At 70.4% G+C, this 15,209-nt stretch carries 17 protein-coding genes; 5 read left to right on the top strand and 12 right to left on the bottom strand.

The window, feature by feature from the left end:
• Positions 1-19 precede the first annotated feature (19 nt).
• Both MFF26_RS01620 and MFF26_RS01615 read right to left on the bottom strand, forming a co-directional pair.
• A complete protein-coding gene (locus MFF26_RS01620) occupies positions 20-277 on the bottom strand; it encodes a DUF6894 family protein (RefSeq protein WP_137830595.1) in 258 nt (85 codons plus the stop codon).
• Between the two features lie 11 nt (positions 278-288).
• Complete coding sequence (locus tag MFF26_RS01615; protein ID WP_137830596.1) at positions 289-1,722, bottom strand: FAD-linked oxidase C-terminal domain-containing protein; 1,434 nt, start codon at positions 1,720-1,722, stop codon at positions 289-291.
• A 316-nt stretch (positions 1,723-2,038) separates the two neighbouring features.
• Here MFF26_RS01615 and MFF26_RS01610 point away from each other — a divergent pair, with 316 nt between their 5' ends.
• Both MFF26_RS01610 and MFF26_RS01605 read left to right on the top strand, forming a co-directional pair.
• On the top strand, positions 2,039-2,401 hold the full coding sequence (locus MFF26_RS01610; RefSeq protein WP_137830597.1) for a c-type cytochrome: 363 nt from the start codon (positions 2,039-2,041) through the stop codon (positions 2,399-2,401).
• Between the two features lie 182 nt (positions 2,402-2,583).
• Complete coding sequence (locus MFF26_RS01605; protein WP_137830598.1) at positions 2,584-2,946, top strand: c-type cytochrome; 363 nt, start codon at positions 2,584-2,586, stop codon at positions 2,944-2,946.
• A gap of 112 nt (positions 2,947-3,058) precedes the next feature.
• Here MFF26_RS01605 and MFF26_RS01600 read toward each other — a convergent pair whose 3' ends face one another.
• The 5 genes from MFF26_RS01600 to MFF26_RS01580 form a co-directional block, all read right to left on the bottom strand.
• The gene (locus MFF26_RS01600) at positions 3,059-3,538 is read right to left on the bottom strand and encodes a MarR family winged helix-turn-helix transcriptional regulator (RefSeq protein ID WP_137830599.1); all 480 of its coding nucleotides are present in this window, start codon (positions 3,536-3,538) and stop codon (positions 3,059-3,061) included.
• Positions 3,539-3,888: 350 nt separating this feature from the next.
• Positions 3,889-5,187, bottom strand: a complete 1,299-nt coding sequence (locus MFF26_RS01595) for an HlyC/CorC family transporter (RefSeq protein WP_137830600.1) — start codon at positions 5,185-5,187, stop codon at positions 3,889-3,891.
• 139 nt (positions 5,188-5,326) lie between these two features.
• Positions 5,327-5,923 carry a DUF1254 domain-containing protein gene (locus MFF26_RS01590; protein WP_373324328.1) on the bottom strand — a complete coding sequence of 199 codons (597 nt, stop codon included), beginning with the start codon at positions 5,921-5,923 and terminating at the stop codon, positions 5,327-5,329.
• Entirely contained in the window at positions 5,920-6,603 is a 684-nt protein-coding gene (locus MFF26_RS01585; RefSeq protein ID WP_373324327.1) for a DUF1214 domain-containing protein, read from the bottom strand. The genes MFF26_RS01590 and MFF26_RS01585 overlap by 4 nt, the downstream gene beginning before the upstream one ends.
• A gap of 10 nt (positions 6,604-6,613) precedes the next feature.
• The gene (locus MFF26_RS01580; protein WP_137830602.1) at positions 6,614-8,881 is read right to left on the bottom strand and encodes a transglycosylase domain-containing protein; all 2,268 of its coding nucleotides are present in this window, start codon (positions 8,879-8,881) and stop codon (positions 6,614-6,616) included.
• A gap of 375 nt (positions 8,882-9,256) precedes the next feature.
• On the opposite strand from MFF26_RS01580, the gene MFF26_RS01575 reads away from it, so the two are divergent.
• Positions 9,257-9,721, top strand: a complete 465-nt coding sequence (locus MFF26_RS01575; protein WP_238307452.1) for a YcgN family cysteine cluster protein — start codon at positions 9,257-9,259, stop codon at positions 9,719-9,721.
• A gap of 11 nt (positions 9,722-9,732) precedes the next feature.
• Here the strand turns inward: MFF26_RS01575 and MFF26_RS01570 are convergent, their stop codons facing one another.
• Positions 9,733-10,344, bottom strand: coding sequence for a GNAT family N-acetyltransferase (locus tag MFF26_RS01570; protein WP_137830603.1), 612 nt, complete (start codon positions 10,342-10,344; stop codon positions 9,733-9,735).
• A 351-nt stretch (positions 10,345-10,695) separates the two neighbouring features.
• Between MFF26_RS01570 and zapE the strand changes: the two genes are divergently transcribed.
• The gene (gene zapE, locus MFF26_RS01565; protein WP_137830604.1) at positions 10,696-11,913 is read left to right on the top strand and encodes a cell division protein ZapE; all 1,218 of its coding nucleotides are present in this window, start codon (positions 10,696-10,698) and stop codon (positions 11,911-11,913) included.
• A gap of 107 nt (positions 11,914-12,020) precedes the next feature.
• Here zapE and MFF26_RS01560 read toward each other — a convergent pair whose 3' ends face one another.
• From MFF26_RS01560 to MFF26_RS01545, 4 genes are read right to left on the bottom strand one after another with little or no spacing between them, the layout of a single operon-like run.
• Positions 12,021-12,575: a DNA-3-methyladenine glycosylase gene (locus MFF26_RS01560; RefSeq protein ID WP_137830605.1), complete on the bottom strand. Its 555-nt coding sequence runs from the start codon at positions 12,573-12,575 to the stop codon at positions 12,021-12,023.
• Between the two features lie 9 nt (positions 12,576-12,584).
• Positions 12,585-13,337, bottom strand: a complete 753-nt coding sequence (gene rnhA / locus MFF26_RS01555; protein ID WP_238307407.1) for a ribonuclease HI — start codon at positions 13,335-13,337, stop codon at positions 12,585-12,587.
• Between the two features lie 31 nt (positions 13,338-13,368).
• Positions 13,369-14,154 (bottom strand): hypothetical protein, encoded by a 786-nt coding sequence (locus MFF26_RS01550; RefSeq protein WP_137830624.1) that lies wholly within the window; start codon positions 14,152-14,154, stop codon positions 13,369-13,371.
• Complete coding sequence (locus MFF26_RS01545) at positions 14,154-14,354, bottom strand: hypothetical protein (RefSeq protein WP_137830607.1); 201 nt, start codon at positions 14,352-14,354, stop codon at positions 14,154-14,156. Before MFF26_RS01545 ends, MFF26_RS01550 begins: the two co-directional genes overlap by 1 nt.
• 473 nt (positions 14,355-14,827) lie before the next feature.
• Here MFF26_RS01545 and MFF26_RS01540 point away from each other — a divergent pair, with 473 nt between their 5' ends.
• Positions 14,828-15,166: a hypothetical protein gene (locus MFF26_RS01540; RefSeq protein ID WP_137830608.1), complete on the top strand. Its 339-nt coding sequence runs from the start codon at positions 14,828-14,830 to the stop codon at positions 15,164-15,166.
• The last annotated feature ends 43 nt before the right edge of the window (positions 15,167-15,209 follow it).

Genomic DNA, 15,209 nt, shown 5'->3' with positions numbered 1-15,209 from the left:
GTAAGGCCCGGCGCCGGCGTCAGTGGAGGGTGTCGTCGCCCTCCGGCGGTGTATCGACAGCTTCCGAGAAGGGAAACTCGAACACCGTCTCGCCGGACGCGTCCGCGACGATCAGGCTCGCGGTGATCAGCCGGCTCGTATCGGGTTCCTCGGACAGGCTCTCGCGGATCGTCGCCCGGGCGACGCGCCACGCATGGTCGGGATCGTGCAGCTCCACGCCCTCCTCGTCGGTGAGGAGGGCGTCGCCGATCCGGGTGTGGAAGAAGTAACGGGGCATCCGCGCAACCCTCAGGCGGCCACCCGGCCCTCCAGCGGAAACACCTTGGCGGGGTTCATCAGCCAGGCGGGGTCGAACACGTTGCGCACCCGCATCTGCTGCTCGAGGTCTTCCTGAGCGTATTGGAAGCGCATCAGCTCGCGCTTCTCGATGCCGACGCCGTGCTCACCGGTGAGGCAACCGCCGACCTCGACGCAGAGCTTGAGGATCGCGTCGCCCGCGGCCTCCGCCTTCTGCAACTCGCCCGGCTTGTTGATGTCGAACAGGATCAGCGGGTGCAGGTTGCCGTCGCCCGCGTGGAACACGTTGGCGACGCGCAGGCCCTGATCGGCGCAGATCGCACCGATGCGCTCCAGCACCGGGCCGAGCTGGCCGGTCGGGATCGTGCCGTCCATGCAGATGTAATCGGAGATGCGGCCGGTGGCGCCGAAGGCGGATTTCCGTCCCTTCCAGATCGCCGCCGACTCGGCCTCCGACTTCGAGACCCGGATGCTGGTCGGGTTGAAGCGCGCCGCGATGGCCTCGATGCGGGCCAGCATGTCGGTGCATTCCTCGTCCGACCCCTCGACCTCGATAATCAGCATCGCGGCGGCGTCGCGCGGATAGCCGGCTCCCGAGAAATCGTCGGTGATGAGGATCGCCTCCCGGTCCATGTACTCGATGGCGACCGGGATGATGCCGGCGGCGATGATCGCGGCGGTGCAGGCACCGGCATCCTCCACCGACGAGAAGCCGACCAGGGCGGGCCGGGCCCCCTCCGCCGCCCGCAGGATGCGCACGGTCGCCTCCGTGACGATGCCGAGCTGTCCCTCGGAGCCGCAGATCAGGCCGAGCAGATCGTAGCCGCCGGCATCGAGATGCTGGCCGCCGAGCTCGACCACGGTGCCGTCGTTGGTCACCAGCGTCACGCCCATGAGGTTGTTGGTCGTCACGCCGTATTTCAGGCAATGGGCGCCGCCCGAATTCATGGCGATGTTGCCCGCGATGGTGCAGGCGAGCTGGCTGGACGGATCGGGGGCGTAGAAGAAGCCCTCATGCGCCACCGCGCCCGAGATCGCGAGATTGGTGATGCCGGCCTCGACCCGCGCGGTGCGGTTGGCGAAATCAAGATCGAGAATGCGGGTCATCTTGCCGACGCCGAGGATGATCGCGTCCTCCTGCGCGATGGCCCCACCCGCGAGGGAGGTGCCGGCCCCCCGCGGCACCACGCGCACGCCGTTGGCGTGGCAGAAGGCCATGACCCGCGAAACCTCCTCGGTCGTGGAGGGCAGCACCACGGCGAGCGGCATCTTGCGGTAGGCGGTGAGCCCGTCGGTCTCGAAGGCGCGGCGCTCGTCCTCGGTGGTCACCAGCGCCTCGGGGGCGACGAGCGCGGCTAAGCCTTCGACGATCGCCTCGCGACGGGCGACGACGTCCGCATCGGGGGTGGGAAAGGCGATCGACATGGCCGGCATCTCCTCGAATTGTTCTGTGGGCACCGTAGTCGGATTCTTGCCGAGGCGATTGCGCACACGTGTCCGCGTTGCGTCAGCCATCTTCGACAGGATCGGGCGCCGAATAGACATCGAGTGTAGCGCGAAACGCCGGGCGGCGCACGCCGCCGTACCGTCGCGCGGGGGCCGGAACCCTGAGGTGCCTGACATGCGTTACCGGGTGTCAGCTCGACTGGACGGTGGCACAGCTTAGTCTATATCTGTTCTAAGGCAGGAAGCTCTGCCGCAAGCGGGGGCACGTGGGTCGCCCCCCGGAGGAAAAAACACGATGCGTCACCTCATCCTCGGCGCCGCTCTCGCAGTGCTGATGCCGATCGCAGCCCAGGCCGAGGGCGATGCCGCCGCCGGCGAGAAGGCGTTCGCACCCTGCAAGGCCTGTCACAACTTCGAGAAGAACGGCGTCGGCCCGAACCTCAAGGGTGTCGTCGGGCGCAAGGCGGCTTCGGCCGAAGGCTACAGCTACTCGCAGGCGCTCAAGGATTCCGGGCTCACCTGGGACGAGGCCAACCTCAAGGAATGGCTGATCGGCCCGGCCACCAACAAGGTGAAGGGCACCAAGATGGCCTATCCGGGCCTCAAGGACGAGAAGAAGGTCGAGGACGTCATCGCCTATCTCAAGTCCAAGTCCTGATCCCGAAAGGGTCCGAGGGCCCGGCTGCAGGCAGCCGGGCCTTTTCGGTTTCGCTCATACCGTGCGGAGGGTGAGCGAAACTCGCGGGGCCCGCATCGCCCAAGGCCGTGCGGGTCTTTCTCAGGAACGAAACCTCTGCACGCGCGCGCCGGAACCGGCCGCATCCAAGGAGGAAAACGACAATGCGTCATCTGATCCTCGGCGCCGCTTTCGCGCTGCTTCTGCCCGTCGCCGCCCAGGCCGAGGGCGATGCCGCCGCTGGCGAGAAGGCTTTCGCGCCCTGCAAGTCCTGCCACAACTTCGAGAAGAACGGCGTCGGTCCGCAGCTCAAGGGCATCGTCGGCGAGAAGGCTGGCCAGGGCCGTGACGGCTACGCCTTCTCCGAAGCTCTGAAGAACTCGGGCCTCACCTGGGACGAGGCCAATCTCAAGGAATGGCTGATCGACCCGAAGAAGAAGGTCCCCGGCACCAAGATGGTCTTCCCGGGCATCAAGGACGAGAAGAAGGTCGACGACATCATCGCCTACCTCAAGACCAAGTCCTGACCGGACGCGTTGCGCCGGATTCCGTGTCCGGCGCCTAACGGAAAAGCCGCCTCGGTTTCGAGGCGGCTTTTTGTCGAACTGGGACGCAGGTCCGCCGCGCCGAGGATTCCGATCAGCCGTGTTCGGCGACGGCATCCGTGCCAGCCGCACCGACATGCAGGGAGTCGCGCATCATCGCGAGGCTCTCCAGCAGCGTGCGGCGTTCCGCCAGCGACATGCCGGTCATGCCGCCGACCGTGTTGGGCACGCAGTCCATCTGTCCCTTGAGGCCACGCCCCTTCTCGGTCAGGAAGATGCTGACCTGTCGCTCGTCCGGCCGGTCGCGAGCCCGGCGGACATGACCCGAGGCTTCCAGCCGCTTCAGCAGCGGCGTGAGCGTGCCGGAATCGAGGAAGAGCCGGCTACCGATCTCCTTGACCGACAGGCCCTCTTCTTCCCAGAGGACCAGCAGCACGAGATATTGCGGGTAGGTCAGCTCGTGATGCGCGAGCAGGTTGCGATAGGCGCGGCCGAAGGCGTGCGCAGCTGCGTAGACGGCGAAGCAGAGCTGATTGTCCAGTCTTTGCGGGTCGTCCCGTCCCAGGTCACTCATCGTCGATCCTCACTACGCGTCGCGTCCCGCCTCGATCTCCGTGGGTTGTGAGTCGAACACGGCAGGGCACGGGCGGCGAACCACCTCAAGTATGATCGGCCCCCGGAAGTGCCAACCCGCCGAAGGCGAGTCTGGCTCCGCGCACGCACGATGAACCGCACGAACATCAGCCCAACACGCCGGAAATGCGCGAAGGCCGGGATGATCGCGCGGCGGACAGCGTGCGACAGACCTAAGTGCCAGACATTAGAGGAACATCTTGCAGGGCACAATCAAACTGTGCGCAGCGCAACCCCCCGCTCAGGTGATGGCTCCAATGCGCCGTCCGGTGGTGGACTTGGTTGGGTGCCTCACGCCTCCCGACGGGCCGCCGGGACCGGGGTGAGGCGCGTGATGCGGAGCGACGTGATGCGGTTGCGCGCCTTGCGCAGAACCTGAAATCGGAAGCCGTGGAAGTTGAAGGCGGTGCCGGCATCCGGGATGGCGCGGGCCTCGTGGATCACGAGGCCGGCCACCGTGGTGGCCTCGGCATCGGGCAGGTTCCAGTCCATCGCCCGGTTGAGGTCGCGCACCGCCACGCTGCCCTCGGCCAGCACCGAGCCGTCCGCCTGCGGCCGGACGCCGGAGACGGCGACATCGTGCTCGTCGGCGATGTCGCCGACGATCTCCTCCAGGATGTCCTCGAGGGTCACGAGCCCCATCACCTCGCCGTACTCGTCGACCACCAGGGCGAAGTGCGTCTTGCGGTTCAGGAAGGCCTTGAGCTGGTCCCGCAGGGTCGTGGTGTCGGGCACGAACCACGTCTCCAGCGCCAAGGCCTCGACCTTGAGGCCCGCCGCGACGCCGCCCGCGGCATCCAGCGCCCGGAGCAGATCCTTGGCGTGCAGCACGCCGACGATGTTCTCGTGGCTGTCCCGCCAGAGCGGCATGCGAGTGTAGGGCGAGGCCAGCACCGCCCGGACGATCTCCTCTGAGGAGAGGCCGGCGTCGATGGTGCGCATCTTGGTGCGGTGGACCATCACCTCGGCCACCGTCAGCTCGCCGAGATCGAGCAGCCCGCCCAGCATGTCGCGCTGCGCCTTCTCGACCCCGCCCTCGCGGTGGAGCAGGGCGACCTGGCCCCTGATCTCCTCGGTGGGCGTGAGGATCGAGCGGCCCGCATCGATCGACAGGCCGAAGGGACGCAGGAGCATCCGAACCAGCGCCTCGACGGCGAGCGCCAACGGCCCGAGCAGCCCCACCGCGAAGGCGACCGGCCGGGCGGAGGCGAGGGCGATCCGGTCGGGATTGTTGATCGCGAGGGTCTTGGGCAGCACCTGCGCGAAGGCGATGACGAGCACCGACAGGGCGGCGGTGGCGTAGAGCACGCCGACTTTGCCGAACAGGTGGACCAGGACGCCCGTGGTGAAGGCCGCCGCGCCGATGGCGACGACGTTGTAGCCGATCAGCATCGCGCCGATGAACCGCTCGCGCCCGGCCAGGATCCGGTTGACGATGCCGGCCTGCCGGCTGCCCGCATTCTCCAGAGCCAGGATTCGGGCCCGGGAAGCGGCGGTGAAGGCGGTCTCGGCGCCCGCGAAGAAGGCCGACAGGATCAGCGCGATCCCGACGATCCCCGCCGCGAACCAGAATTCGGTGTGGTCGTCCATGGGCGCGGCGCGTCCGGTCCTCGGCCCGCACGCGGGCGGCGGGCGGCACCGGGGCAGTATAGCGCGAACCGGGACTGTTGGGGCTTCGAACGACGCCGGAGCGCCCCGCTCGCCGCCGCGGGGGGGCGGGGCAGGGGGATCAGCCCTTGCCGTCCTCCGCCGTCGGCTCGGCCGGACTGTCGATGGTGCAGCCGACCGCCTGGACCGCGGCGTCGGCGGCGGCGCGCTGGCTCGGCAGGGCGGCGATGACCCGGACCACCGCGAAGCCCCGGCGGGCGGGCGCGACGATCCGCACGTCCCGGGTCACCTCGCCGGCGACATCGTTGGCGAGCGCCTCGTCCAGCTGCGCCCGGGTCATCACCACGAGGTCGAGGCCGCCGCGCACCGCCGCCTGATCGGTCAGCGCGTAGAAGGCGCCGCGCCGGGCATGGACCGAGACCGAGAGCATCAGCGTCCCCGCCTGGGCCGAGACCCGCATCGGCCCATCGTCGAGATCGTAGGAGCAGACGCCCACCGACACCGCCGGATCGGGGTTGGGCAACCAGGATTCCTGCGGCGGGGCCTCGCCGGACAATCCGTGGATGCGCAAGGGGTGGTCGAGGGTCTCGGAGGCCTGCGCCCGGGAGAAGGCGTCGCTCTCCGCGAAGCGCGGGATCGCCAGCACGGTCGCGACGTGGACGAGGCCGGCCAGCACCAGCCCGGCGGCGGTGGCGAGGAGGAACGGGCCCCGTCTCATCGGGCGCATCCCACGCGCGCGATCGCCGGCAGGCTGTCCCGGTCGAGCGAACTGACGCTCGCGGCCACCGGCGTGTCGTAGAGGCGCAGGGCGAGGCGCACCGGCCCGCGCGGGCGCGGCATCGGCAGCCAATTGCCGGGCTGGACCTCGGGGGAGAGAAGGATCGCGAACAGTCCGTCGGCCTCGCGGAGGATCTCGGTGGAGGTGAAGCCCTCGCGGATCGGCGCCTGCTCCGTGGCACCGCGGCCGGTGACGGTGAGCGTCCAGGCGCGGGCCGGGGGCGTCATGCCCGAGAGCCGGTAGGTGCAGGCGGCGTCCAGCGCCCGGCCGTCATCGTCCACGGCGGCCGTGAGCAGCATGCCCTCGCCGACCGCGAGGGGAATGTCGCCGCGCCGCGCGTTGACGGCACGCGAATAGGGGTCCGCATCCAGGGACCCGGCCTTGGGCCAAGCCGTCCAGCTGCCGATCGCGGTGCCGCCGAAGGGGTAGCCGCCGCTCGTGGCGTAGTCGGCGCTGACGAGGCCGAGGATGCCGCCGAGCGTCAGCGCGTAGACGACGAGCCCGACCCGCGAACTGCGCGAGACCGCGCCGCGCAGATGCGCGCCGAGGCCGGAGAGCGTCCCCCGCCGTGCGGGCGTCCGGGCCGCCGGGCCGGATCCGGTCGGTGCCTGCATGTCCATGCCGGAGCGCTCAGGGCGTTCCGAAGCCGGTGGCGCGGGCGCCCTCGGCGACATCGACCGGGGCGAGGCCGGGCACTTGGCGCTGCGTGCCGAGGGCGCCCTGGCGCGCCGGCCGGTCCGCGCCCGGCTGCGTCGCGGCCGACCGCTCCGCCTCGACGCTGCGGAACAGGCCGTTGAGGCCGGACAGGACCTCGAAGGAGCGGCGCGACAGCCGTCCGCCCGCGCTCGCCGCCGTACCCGTCGTCTCGGCCTGGGCCACCTGGGGGCTGCCCTTGCGGTCGTTCAGCCCCGGTATCGGCTTCAGCTCGATGCCCTGATGCGCCGGTGCCATGATCTCGTGCCACGTCATCGCGGGGAGCGAACCGCCGGTCATCTTGTTGGTCGGGCTGTGGTCGTCGTTGCCGTACCAGACGGCGCCGACGTAATTGCCGGTGTAGCCGACGAACCACGCGTCGCGGTAGCCGTTGGTCGTGCCGGTCTTGCCCGCCACCTTCACGCCCTCGATCTGGGCTTTGCGCGCGGTGCCTTCCTCAACCACCTTGTTAAGCATGTAGTTCATGTCGGCGGTGACCTGGGACGACAGCACCTGGACCGGCTTCTCGTCCGCGTGGCGGTAGATCACCTCGCCGCTCGAATTCTTCACTTCGACGGCGGCGTAGGGCTTGGCGAGCCGACCGCCATTGGCGAACACGGCGAAGCCCGCGGCCTGATCCATGACCGTCACCTCGGTGGCGCCGATCGGCAGGGACGGCGTGTCGGTCAGCGGCGTCGTCACGCCCATCGCCTTGGCGAGCTGGATCACCTTGGCGCGCCCCGCCTTGGCGGCATTCCACTCGTGGGTGATGCCCATGCCCTTGCCGATGGCCGTGGTGATCTTGATCGGGATCGTGTTGACGGATTTCGCCACCGCGAGCCACAGCGGCTGGCGGCCGGAATAGGAACGGCCGTAATTCTGCGGGCACCAATTGCCGACGCAGACCGGCGAATCGACCACGGGCGAATCCGGCTTGTAGAGGCCCGAGGCCAGGGCCGCGGCGTAGACGTAGGGCTTGAACGAGGAGCCGGGCTGGCGCAGCGCGTCGGTGGCGCGGTTGAACTGGCTCTCGCCGTAATCGGCCCCGCCGACCATCGCCCGGAGCGCCCCGTCCGGATCGAGGATCACCACGCCCGCCTCGTCCACGTCGTACTGATCGCCGAGGCGCCGCAACATGCCTTCGACCGCCTGATCGGCCGACCTCTGGATGGAGAGATCGAGCGGCGTCTTGACGGTCAGCACCCGGTCGGAGCGCAGCTTGCCGGCATCGGCCATCCGCCGGACCTCGTTGAAGGCCCAGTCGAGATAGTAGTCGGCGGTGATGTCGCGGGTCCGCGTGACCGGGGTGGCCGGGTTGCGCAAGGCCGTCTGGATCTGGCCCTCCGTGACGAAACCCGCCTCGACCATGTTGTGCAGCACGTCCACCGCCCGGCCGCGGGCGGCGGGCAGGTTGACGTTGGGGGAGTACTTCGTCGGCGCCTTGAACAGGCCCGCCAGCATCGCGGCCTCGGCCAGGGTCACGTCCTGAAGCCGCTTGCCGAAATAGTAATCGGCCGCCGCCACGGCGCCGAAGGTGCCGCCGCCCATATAGGCGCGGTCGAGATAGAGCTTGAGGATCTGGTTCTTGGTGAGGTGGCTCTCCAGCCAGAAGGCCAGGAACGCCTCGTTCACCTTGCGCTCCAGCGAGCGCTCGTTGGAGAGGAACAGGTTCTTGGCGAGCTGCTGGGTCAGCGTCGAGCCGCCCTGCGTCCCGCCCTTGCCGGACGAGTTCGAGACGAGCGCGCGGGCGGTGCCGATCGGGTCGATGCCGTAATGCTCGTAGAAGCGCCGGTCCTCGGTCGAGAGCAGCGCCTTGATCATCAGTTCGGGGAAGTCGTCGAACTTGAGCGAGTCGTCGTGCTTGATGCCGCGCCGCCCGACCTCGGTGCCGTAGCGGTCGAGGAAGGTGACGGCGAGATCCTGGGCTTTCAGCCAGTTGTCGCTCGTGAGGTTGAAGGCGGGCTGGGCCAGGAACAGCAGCAGCATCGCCCCGGCCGTGCCGATGGTGATGCCCTCGCTGGTCAGATCGAGGGCGACGCGCTTCCAGCCACGGAAGGCGAAGATCTGCATCCGGGCCTGGAAGCGCTCATAGGCTTCGGTGGTGGAATGGCCGCCCTCGTAGAGCCCGGCATTGACCCAGGCATCGAAGGCGAGCGCGCCCCGGGAGAGCCGTGTCTTCAGCGACTGGAGGCTGGGCAGGCGCACGGGCTGATCCGCTCTTCTTCCATTCGAGGCCGGCCTGGAGCACCCGGCCTTCCGTCCGCGACGATCCCCCCACGTTCTGTATCAGGACAGGGGCGAGGCTGCGAGCTTTCGTATCCGTTAAGGAACGCAGCGTCCGCACCGCCGGCCCATCCGGCGGGTCTTGAGTTTCACTTAACCTTAACGGGGTCGATCCGGCTCCAACCTCACCGCCGATCCGGGCACAGGTGTGGCGGAGGGCGGGCGCCGGATCGCCGCGGCCCCGTCATGACGGCGGCGAATCATGGAGCGGCCGCGCTTGCCCCTTCCCCCGCCATGCGGCAGGAGGGGCCCCGTCCCGGAATGGAACGTGACGAAACAGGGCGAGGCGCCGAGATCATGGCGGAGCGCGGCGAGGGGCCGTTCTGGCGGACCAAGACCCTCGAAGAAATGAACCCGGCGGAGTGGGAGAGCCTGTGCGACGGCTGCGGTCGCTGCTGCCTCCTGAAGCTCGAGGACGACGATACCGGCGAGATCCACCACACCGATATCGGCTGCACCCTGCTGGACGCCCATGCCTGCCGCTGCCGCGACTACCGCAACCGGGCCAAGCGCGTGCCGGATTGCGTCCGGCTGACCCCGGAGGCCGTGCGCGAGATCCCGTGGCTGCCGCCGACCTGCGCCTACCGTCTCGTGCGCGAGGGCCGCGACCTGCCGGGCTGGCACCCGTTGATCTCCGGGCGCAGGGCCAGTGTCCACGAGGCCGGCATCTCCGTGCGCGGACGCGTCTCCGGCAACGAGGAGGAATTCTTGGAAGAGGAGTATGTCGAGCGGATCGTGGCTTGGCCCGGCGAGGCGGCCTGACGCCGCAATTCCTATGCGGCCCGCGGCAGCGGGGCCGGGGCCGCCGCCGCGGCGAGCCCGAGATCGAGCATCCCTTCCACGCCCTCTCGCCAGAGCGAGAGCATCGTCGGCCGCGTGAGGCGCAGCTTCGCCTCGCTCTCGCCGTCGCGGAGGCGAAGTTCCGCGCCGAGACGGCCGGCGAGGCGCCGCATCGCCGCGTTCGCGGGCAGGCAGCGCAGGTGGAGTTCGCGCACGGCGCGGTTCCGGGCGGCTTCGGCCAGGCGCTCCAGTAGCAGGCCGCCATGACCGGCCCGGCGAAAGCCCGGCTCGACGGCGAGCGCGCCCTCGGCCCGGACGCCGAACCGGCCCGACCGTCCCTCGACGCCGAGGGGACGCAGTTCCGCCAATCCCCGCAGGACGCCGTCGACGAAGAGGCCGAACATCAGCCCCGGCGCCCGCATCGCGCGGTCGGCATGGGCCGCCACGGCGCCGTCGCCGAGGGCGGCCATGAAGCGACTCGCGCGGGCTTCCGGGTCGAGGCGCAGGAAATGCGCCCGCACGGCAGCGGCGTCGCTCGGCCAGAGACGGCGGCAGATCGTCCCCGCGGCGGGCGGGGTGCGGGAGGAAACGTCCGATAAGGACATGAGACGCGACTTCACTTCAGTGCCTGCTCGACGCATGTCGATGGCGGCGACGCTCCCCCTCCCGGGGCGGAAACTGGCGACGAACCGGATTTGTTGCAACGCAGCAAAATGCCGAATCGGCCGGTTGGGCTGCATGGCTGCCTTGTGCGCGCCGGTCTGCCCCCGAGCCGGCGGCGCCCGCGTCTCGGGCCTCGGGAGACGGATCACCGGATCATGACGTGGCATGCCACGACGGCCCGCCTCGGGCGGCGTTCCCCGGTCCGCGGCGGCCCTTCGGCTTGATCCGGATCGGAGGGCGCGGCACTAGGAGACCCTTCGGCCGGAGAGGGCCGCTCATCGACGCGGCCCGGGATGCCCACGGACAAGCTCGCCCCTTCCGACCACGCCGTCGCCGGCGCGGTCTCCCCCGGCCCGGTGCGTCAGCGCTACGACGCCCTCGTCGCCGCCCGGACGATCGAGCGCGACCCGGCGCAGATGCGCCTCGTGACGGCTCTCGACGACCTGGTGCAGGCCCTGTCGCGGCGGCGGCGGGCGAAGAAGGGCAGCGCGCTCGGCTGGCTGTTCGGCCGCAAGGACGACGGGCCGGAGCCGACCAAGGGGCTCTATGTCTGGGGCTCGGTCGGCCGCGGCAAGACCATGCTGATGGATCTGTTCCACGAGGCGGCACCCGGTCCGAAGCGGCGGGTGCATTTTCACGGCTTCATGGCCGACGCGCATGAGCGCATCCATGCCCATCGGCAGGCGGTGAAGAGCGGCGAGGCCAAGGGCGACGATCCGATCCCGCCGGTCGCCGAGGCGCTCGCGGCGGAGGCCACGCTCCTGTGCTTCGACGAGTTCACCGTCACCGATATCGCCGACGCGATGCTCCTCGGCCGCCTGTTCGCGGCCTTGTTCCGGCACGGCGTCACGGTGGTGGCCACCTCGAATGTCGAACCCGACCGGCTCTACGAGGGCGGGCTCAACCGTGCCCTGTTCCTGCCCTTCGTGGCGGAGCTGAAGGAGCGCGTGACCGTTCTGCGCCTCGATTCCCGCACGGATTTCCGCCTGGAGAAGCTCGGCGGCGCTTCGGTCTACCATGTGCCCGCGGATGCCGCCGCGGCGGAAGCCCTCGACGCCGCCTTCCGCGGGCTCACCGGCAAGGCGAAGGGCCGCCCCGGCACGATCCGGGTGAAGGGCCGCACGGTGACGGTGCCGGAAGAGGCGGGGGGCGTGGCCCGCTTCACCTTCGACGATCTGTGCCGAAACCCGCTGGGTGCCTCCGATTACATGGCGCTCGCCGTCACCTTCCACACACTGATCGTCTCCGGGATCCCGGTGATGGGCGAGGCCGAGCGCAACGAGGCCAAGCGCTTCATCACGCTGGTTGATACGCTCTACGACGCCAAGGTGAAGCTCGTCGCCTCGGCCGAGGCCGAGCCGCCGAGGCTCTACACCGCGACGGACGGCCGTGAGGCCTTCGAGTTCGATCGCACCGTCTCCCGTTTGATCGAGATGCGCTCGGAGGCCTATCTGGCCGAGCCGCACGGGCATGGCTTGTCGGAATCGAGCGCCGGCCTCGTCGAGACCTGACGGTTTTGACACTCCCCCTTCCCTCCATCCCCGCATCCTGAGGCGCGAAGCGGAGCGAGGCCTCGGGATGCGGGGGGTGAATGGGAGATGCGTGGTGCCGGACAGCCCTATCGCGTCCGCGGCAGCGGTCGGCTGACATAGGGCGAGCCGGCCAGCAGGAAGCGCCACGGCGTCTCGGCTGCCTTGGTGATGCCGATGCGGGTCGTGGCCGCCACCGCCACCGGACCCTCCGGCGGACCCCAGGCGAAGGGCGCCCGGTCGAGCGCCGCGCCGTCATGCGAGGCGTCGATGCCGAGGGCCTGGGCGAGGCGGCCGGGGCCGGCACAGAGCCGTCGCGGATCGTCGAGGCCGCGGCGGGCGCGCATGGTGTCGAGACCCGCCGATGGGGCGAGCGCCCGGAGCAGCACGGCGCTGCCGCTCTCGCAGACGAGGTTCAGGCACCAGTGCAGGCCGTAGGAGCGGTAGACATAGGCCCGCCCCGGCGGCCCGAACATGCTGGCATTGCGCCGGGTCGGCCCCGCGAAGCTGTGGGAGGCGGGGTCGGTGCGGTCATAGGCTTCGGTCTCGACGATGGTGCCGCCGACGCCCTCGACGAGGAGGACATGCCCGATCAGCGCCGCCGCGACGGTCGCGGCGGGGCGGTCGAAATCGGCGATGTCCATCCGGCGCCCTCAGGAGGCTTTTCGCGAACACTCCGCCCGCACGCGGGCGATGCCGGCGGGGCCGAGGTCGAGGGCGAGCCGCACGGCCTCTTCCAGGAGCGCCTGGGGCGTCGTGTCGGCCCGGGCGGCGGCGCGGGACAGGGCCCCGACGAGATCGGAGGGGAGCTGGACCGGACTGGTCTTGGCCTCGACCTTGGCCTGAGCCGAGCTCGGCGGCGCCGAGACGGGCATCGTGGCGGAGGCCGAAGCCTCGCTGGTCGCGGAAGCGGCGACCGAGGAGGATGCGGCCGCGGACGCCGCGGTGGTGGCGGCGGACGACGTGCCCGTGATGCCCAGCAGCGCCTCGCGGCGCCCCTGCGCGGCGAGGCGGTCGGCGCGCTCGTTGCCCGCCTCGCCGGCATGGCCCCGCACCCAGGTCCAGCAGATGTCGCGGGCGGCGGCGAGCGCATCGAGGCGCTGCATCAGGTCGATGTTCTTCACCGGCCCGGTGGCGGTGCGCCAGCCGCGGGCCTTCCAGCCACGCATCCACTCGGTGACGGACTTCACCACGTACTGGCTGTCGCAGCGCATCTCGATCTGCGCGCCCGCGGGGAAATGCTCCAGCGCGCTGATCGCGGCGGTCAGTTCCATGCGGTTGTTGGTGGTGGCGCGCTCGCCCCCGCACAGCTCGACCGTGCCGGCGGGGTCCTGGATCACGACGCCCCAGCCGCCGGGGCCGGGATTGGGGTCGCAGCCGCCATCCGCGTAGACGATGGTTCGCATGGGGTCCTGGGTGCTTCGGGCTCGGGACGGCCTAATACTTGGCCACGACCGGCGGAGCCAGGGCCACCGGCGCGGCGCCTTCGACGAGCCCGCAGCGCTCGGCGGCCTCCCGCGGCAGCAGCGGGTCGAGCAGGCCACGGCGGCCTTCGAGGAAGGCCAGGGCCTGTTCGGCGGGCACCGCCTCTCGGCCGGGCATCTCGACCAGAAAATGCTCAAGGGCATAGCGGTAGCGCGCGATGCGGAGCCCGGTCTCCAGGCGCACCCAGGCGACGAGGCAGCGGTTCTCGGCGACCCGGATCGCGGCCTGGCGCAGATCCTCCTCGTCGAGGCTCCGAGCGAGCGGCAGCGCCCGCAGGCGCATCGTGTCCGCCTCGAACACGCGGGCGGCGATGGACGTGAAGGAGGGAATCAGCCGACCATCGGCGGTGGCGTCCTCGGACAGGCGGCGGTAGCGGGAGTAGGGAGAGCGAAACCCCTCGCCGAGCAGGCCGTCGTGGTAGGACGCCAAGTCGTCGGAGCGCCACGCGGTCGGAAGCGCCCGCATGCGGGTGAGATTGGCCAGAGCATCCTCGAACGCCGCGCGCCCCTGCGCCGGCATCAGGAAGCGCCACGCCCGATCACGGAGGATTTCCTCGTCGTCGGTCAGCGGCGAGCGGGAGACCTGAAGACCGCGCTCGCGGGCCGCGATCGCGCCGGTGGTCTCGACGAGGCCGTTCCACGCGCTCTTGGACGGCCGCCCGAAATCGCCCTCCTGGGCGCAGGCGGCGAGCGAGGCCGCGAGCAGCGCGGCGAGAAAACGGGGTCCGCCCTCGTGGATCACGAGCGGCGGCGCTGCGGGACCGCCGGGGCGTCCGCGTCCGGCAGCCTCTCGTAGCGCACGCCCGTGAAGAGCAGGATCTGGCCGCGGGGGGCATCGTCCTCGCGCCGGGGACGCCGCGTCGCGGCTGCGGCGAAGGGGATCACCGCCGCGCTGCGCTCGCGGCCGGCGGTCGAAGGTCGTTGGATTGAAGGCGTCATGAGCCTGTCCCGTCATGCTGTGAAGTCGGCGTCCGCCCGCCCCGGCCCGCCGCGACGGGTCGGACAGGGTGCGGCACGGCCACCGTGGACGGGCTGGTCCGTCCGGCCGGGCTTTCGACGCAAGCTCACCACGACGTGGTTAACGGAATGTTTCGCTGGCCGGCCCGAGGCGTCTCATCCGCGCCGGCGGCAGCGGCGAGGCGTCGCAGGTGGCATCCGCGCGACACCGGCCTGCTCCTTGCTTCGAGGTCCGTGCCCATGGCGGGCTTATCCTCCCTTCGACTTCGGCCCCGCGCGCGATCCGCTGCGGGGCCTTTTTTCGTGGGCGGATCGCCGTCGCGGTGGGTCGATCACCGTTCGGCGGAAGCGGGGCAGGACGGCGCCGGGGGGCCGATGCTGCGCTTGCTAACGCGGCGGGATGACCGATATGCGGGGTCGTGAGCCCCTCTCGATCGAGCGAAGGACAAGGCAGGATGCGTCCGGACTTCTCACGACTTGGCAGACGATCCCGTACGCTGCGGGGATTGTCGGTGGCTCTGCGATTCGCCCCCCTCGCCCTCGTGGCCCTGGCCGTCACTCCGGCCCAGGCCCAGCGCGAAGACCAGGGGCTGCAGCTCGGCTGCGCCAACGATTACTTCCGCCTCTGCGCGGGCGTCGATCCGAACTCTGCGGACGCCGAAGCCTGCATGACCCGCAACCGCTCGCGCCTCTCGCCGGAATGCCGTTCGGCCATTACCGATTACGACAAGCGCACGGGCGGTGGCTCGCAGCGCAGCGGGCGGACCAAGGGCGCCGGACAGGCGGACGACTGATCACCCGGTAGGCGTGAGGCGGGCGGCGGGATGAAGACGCGGG

The organism is Methylorubrum suomiense (assembly GCF_022179765.1).
Lineage (GTDB): Bacteria > Pseudomonadota > Alphaproteobacteria > Rhizobiales > Beijerinckiaceae > Methylobacterium > Methylobacterium suomiense.
The sequence above is the reverse complement of the archived record's forward strand: the minus strand, read 5'-3'. Positions and strand labels throughout refer to the sequence as shown.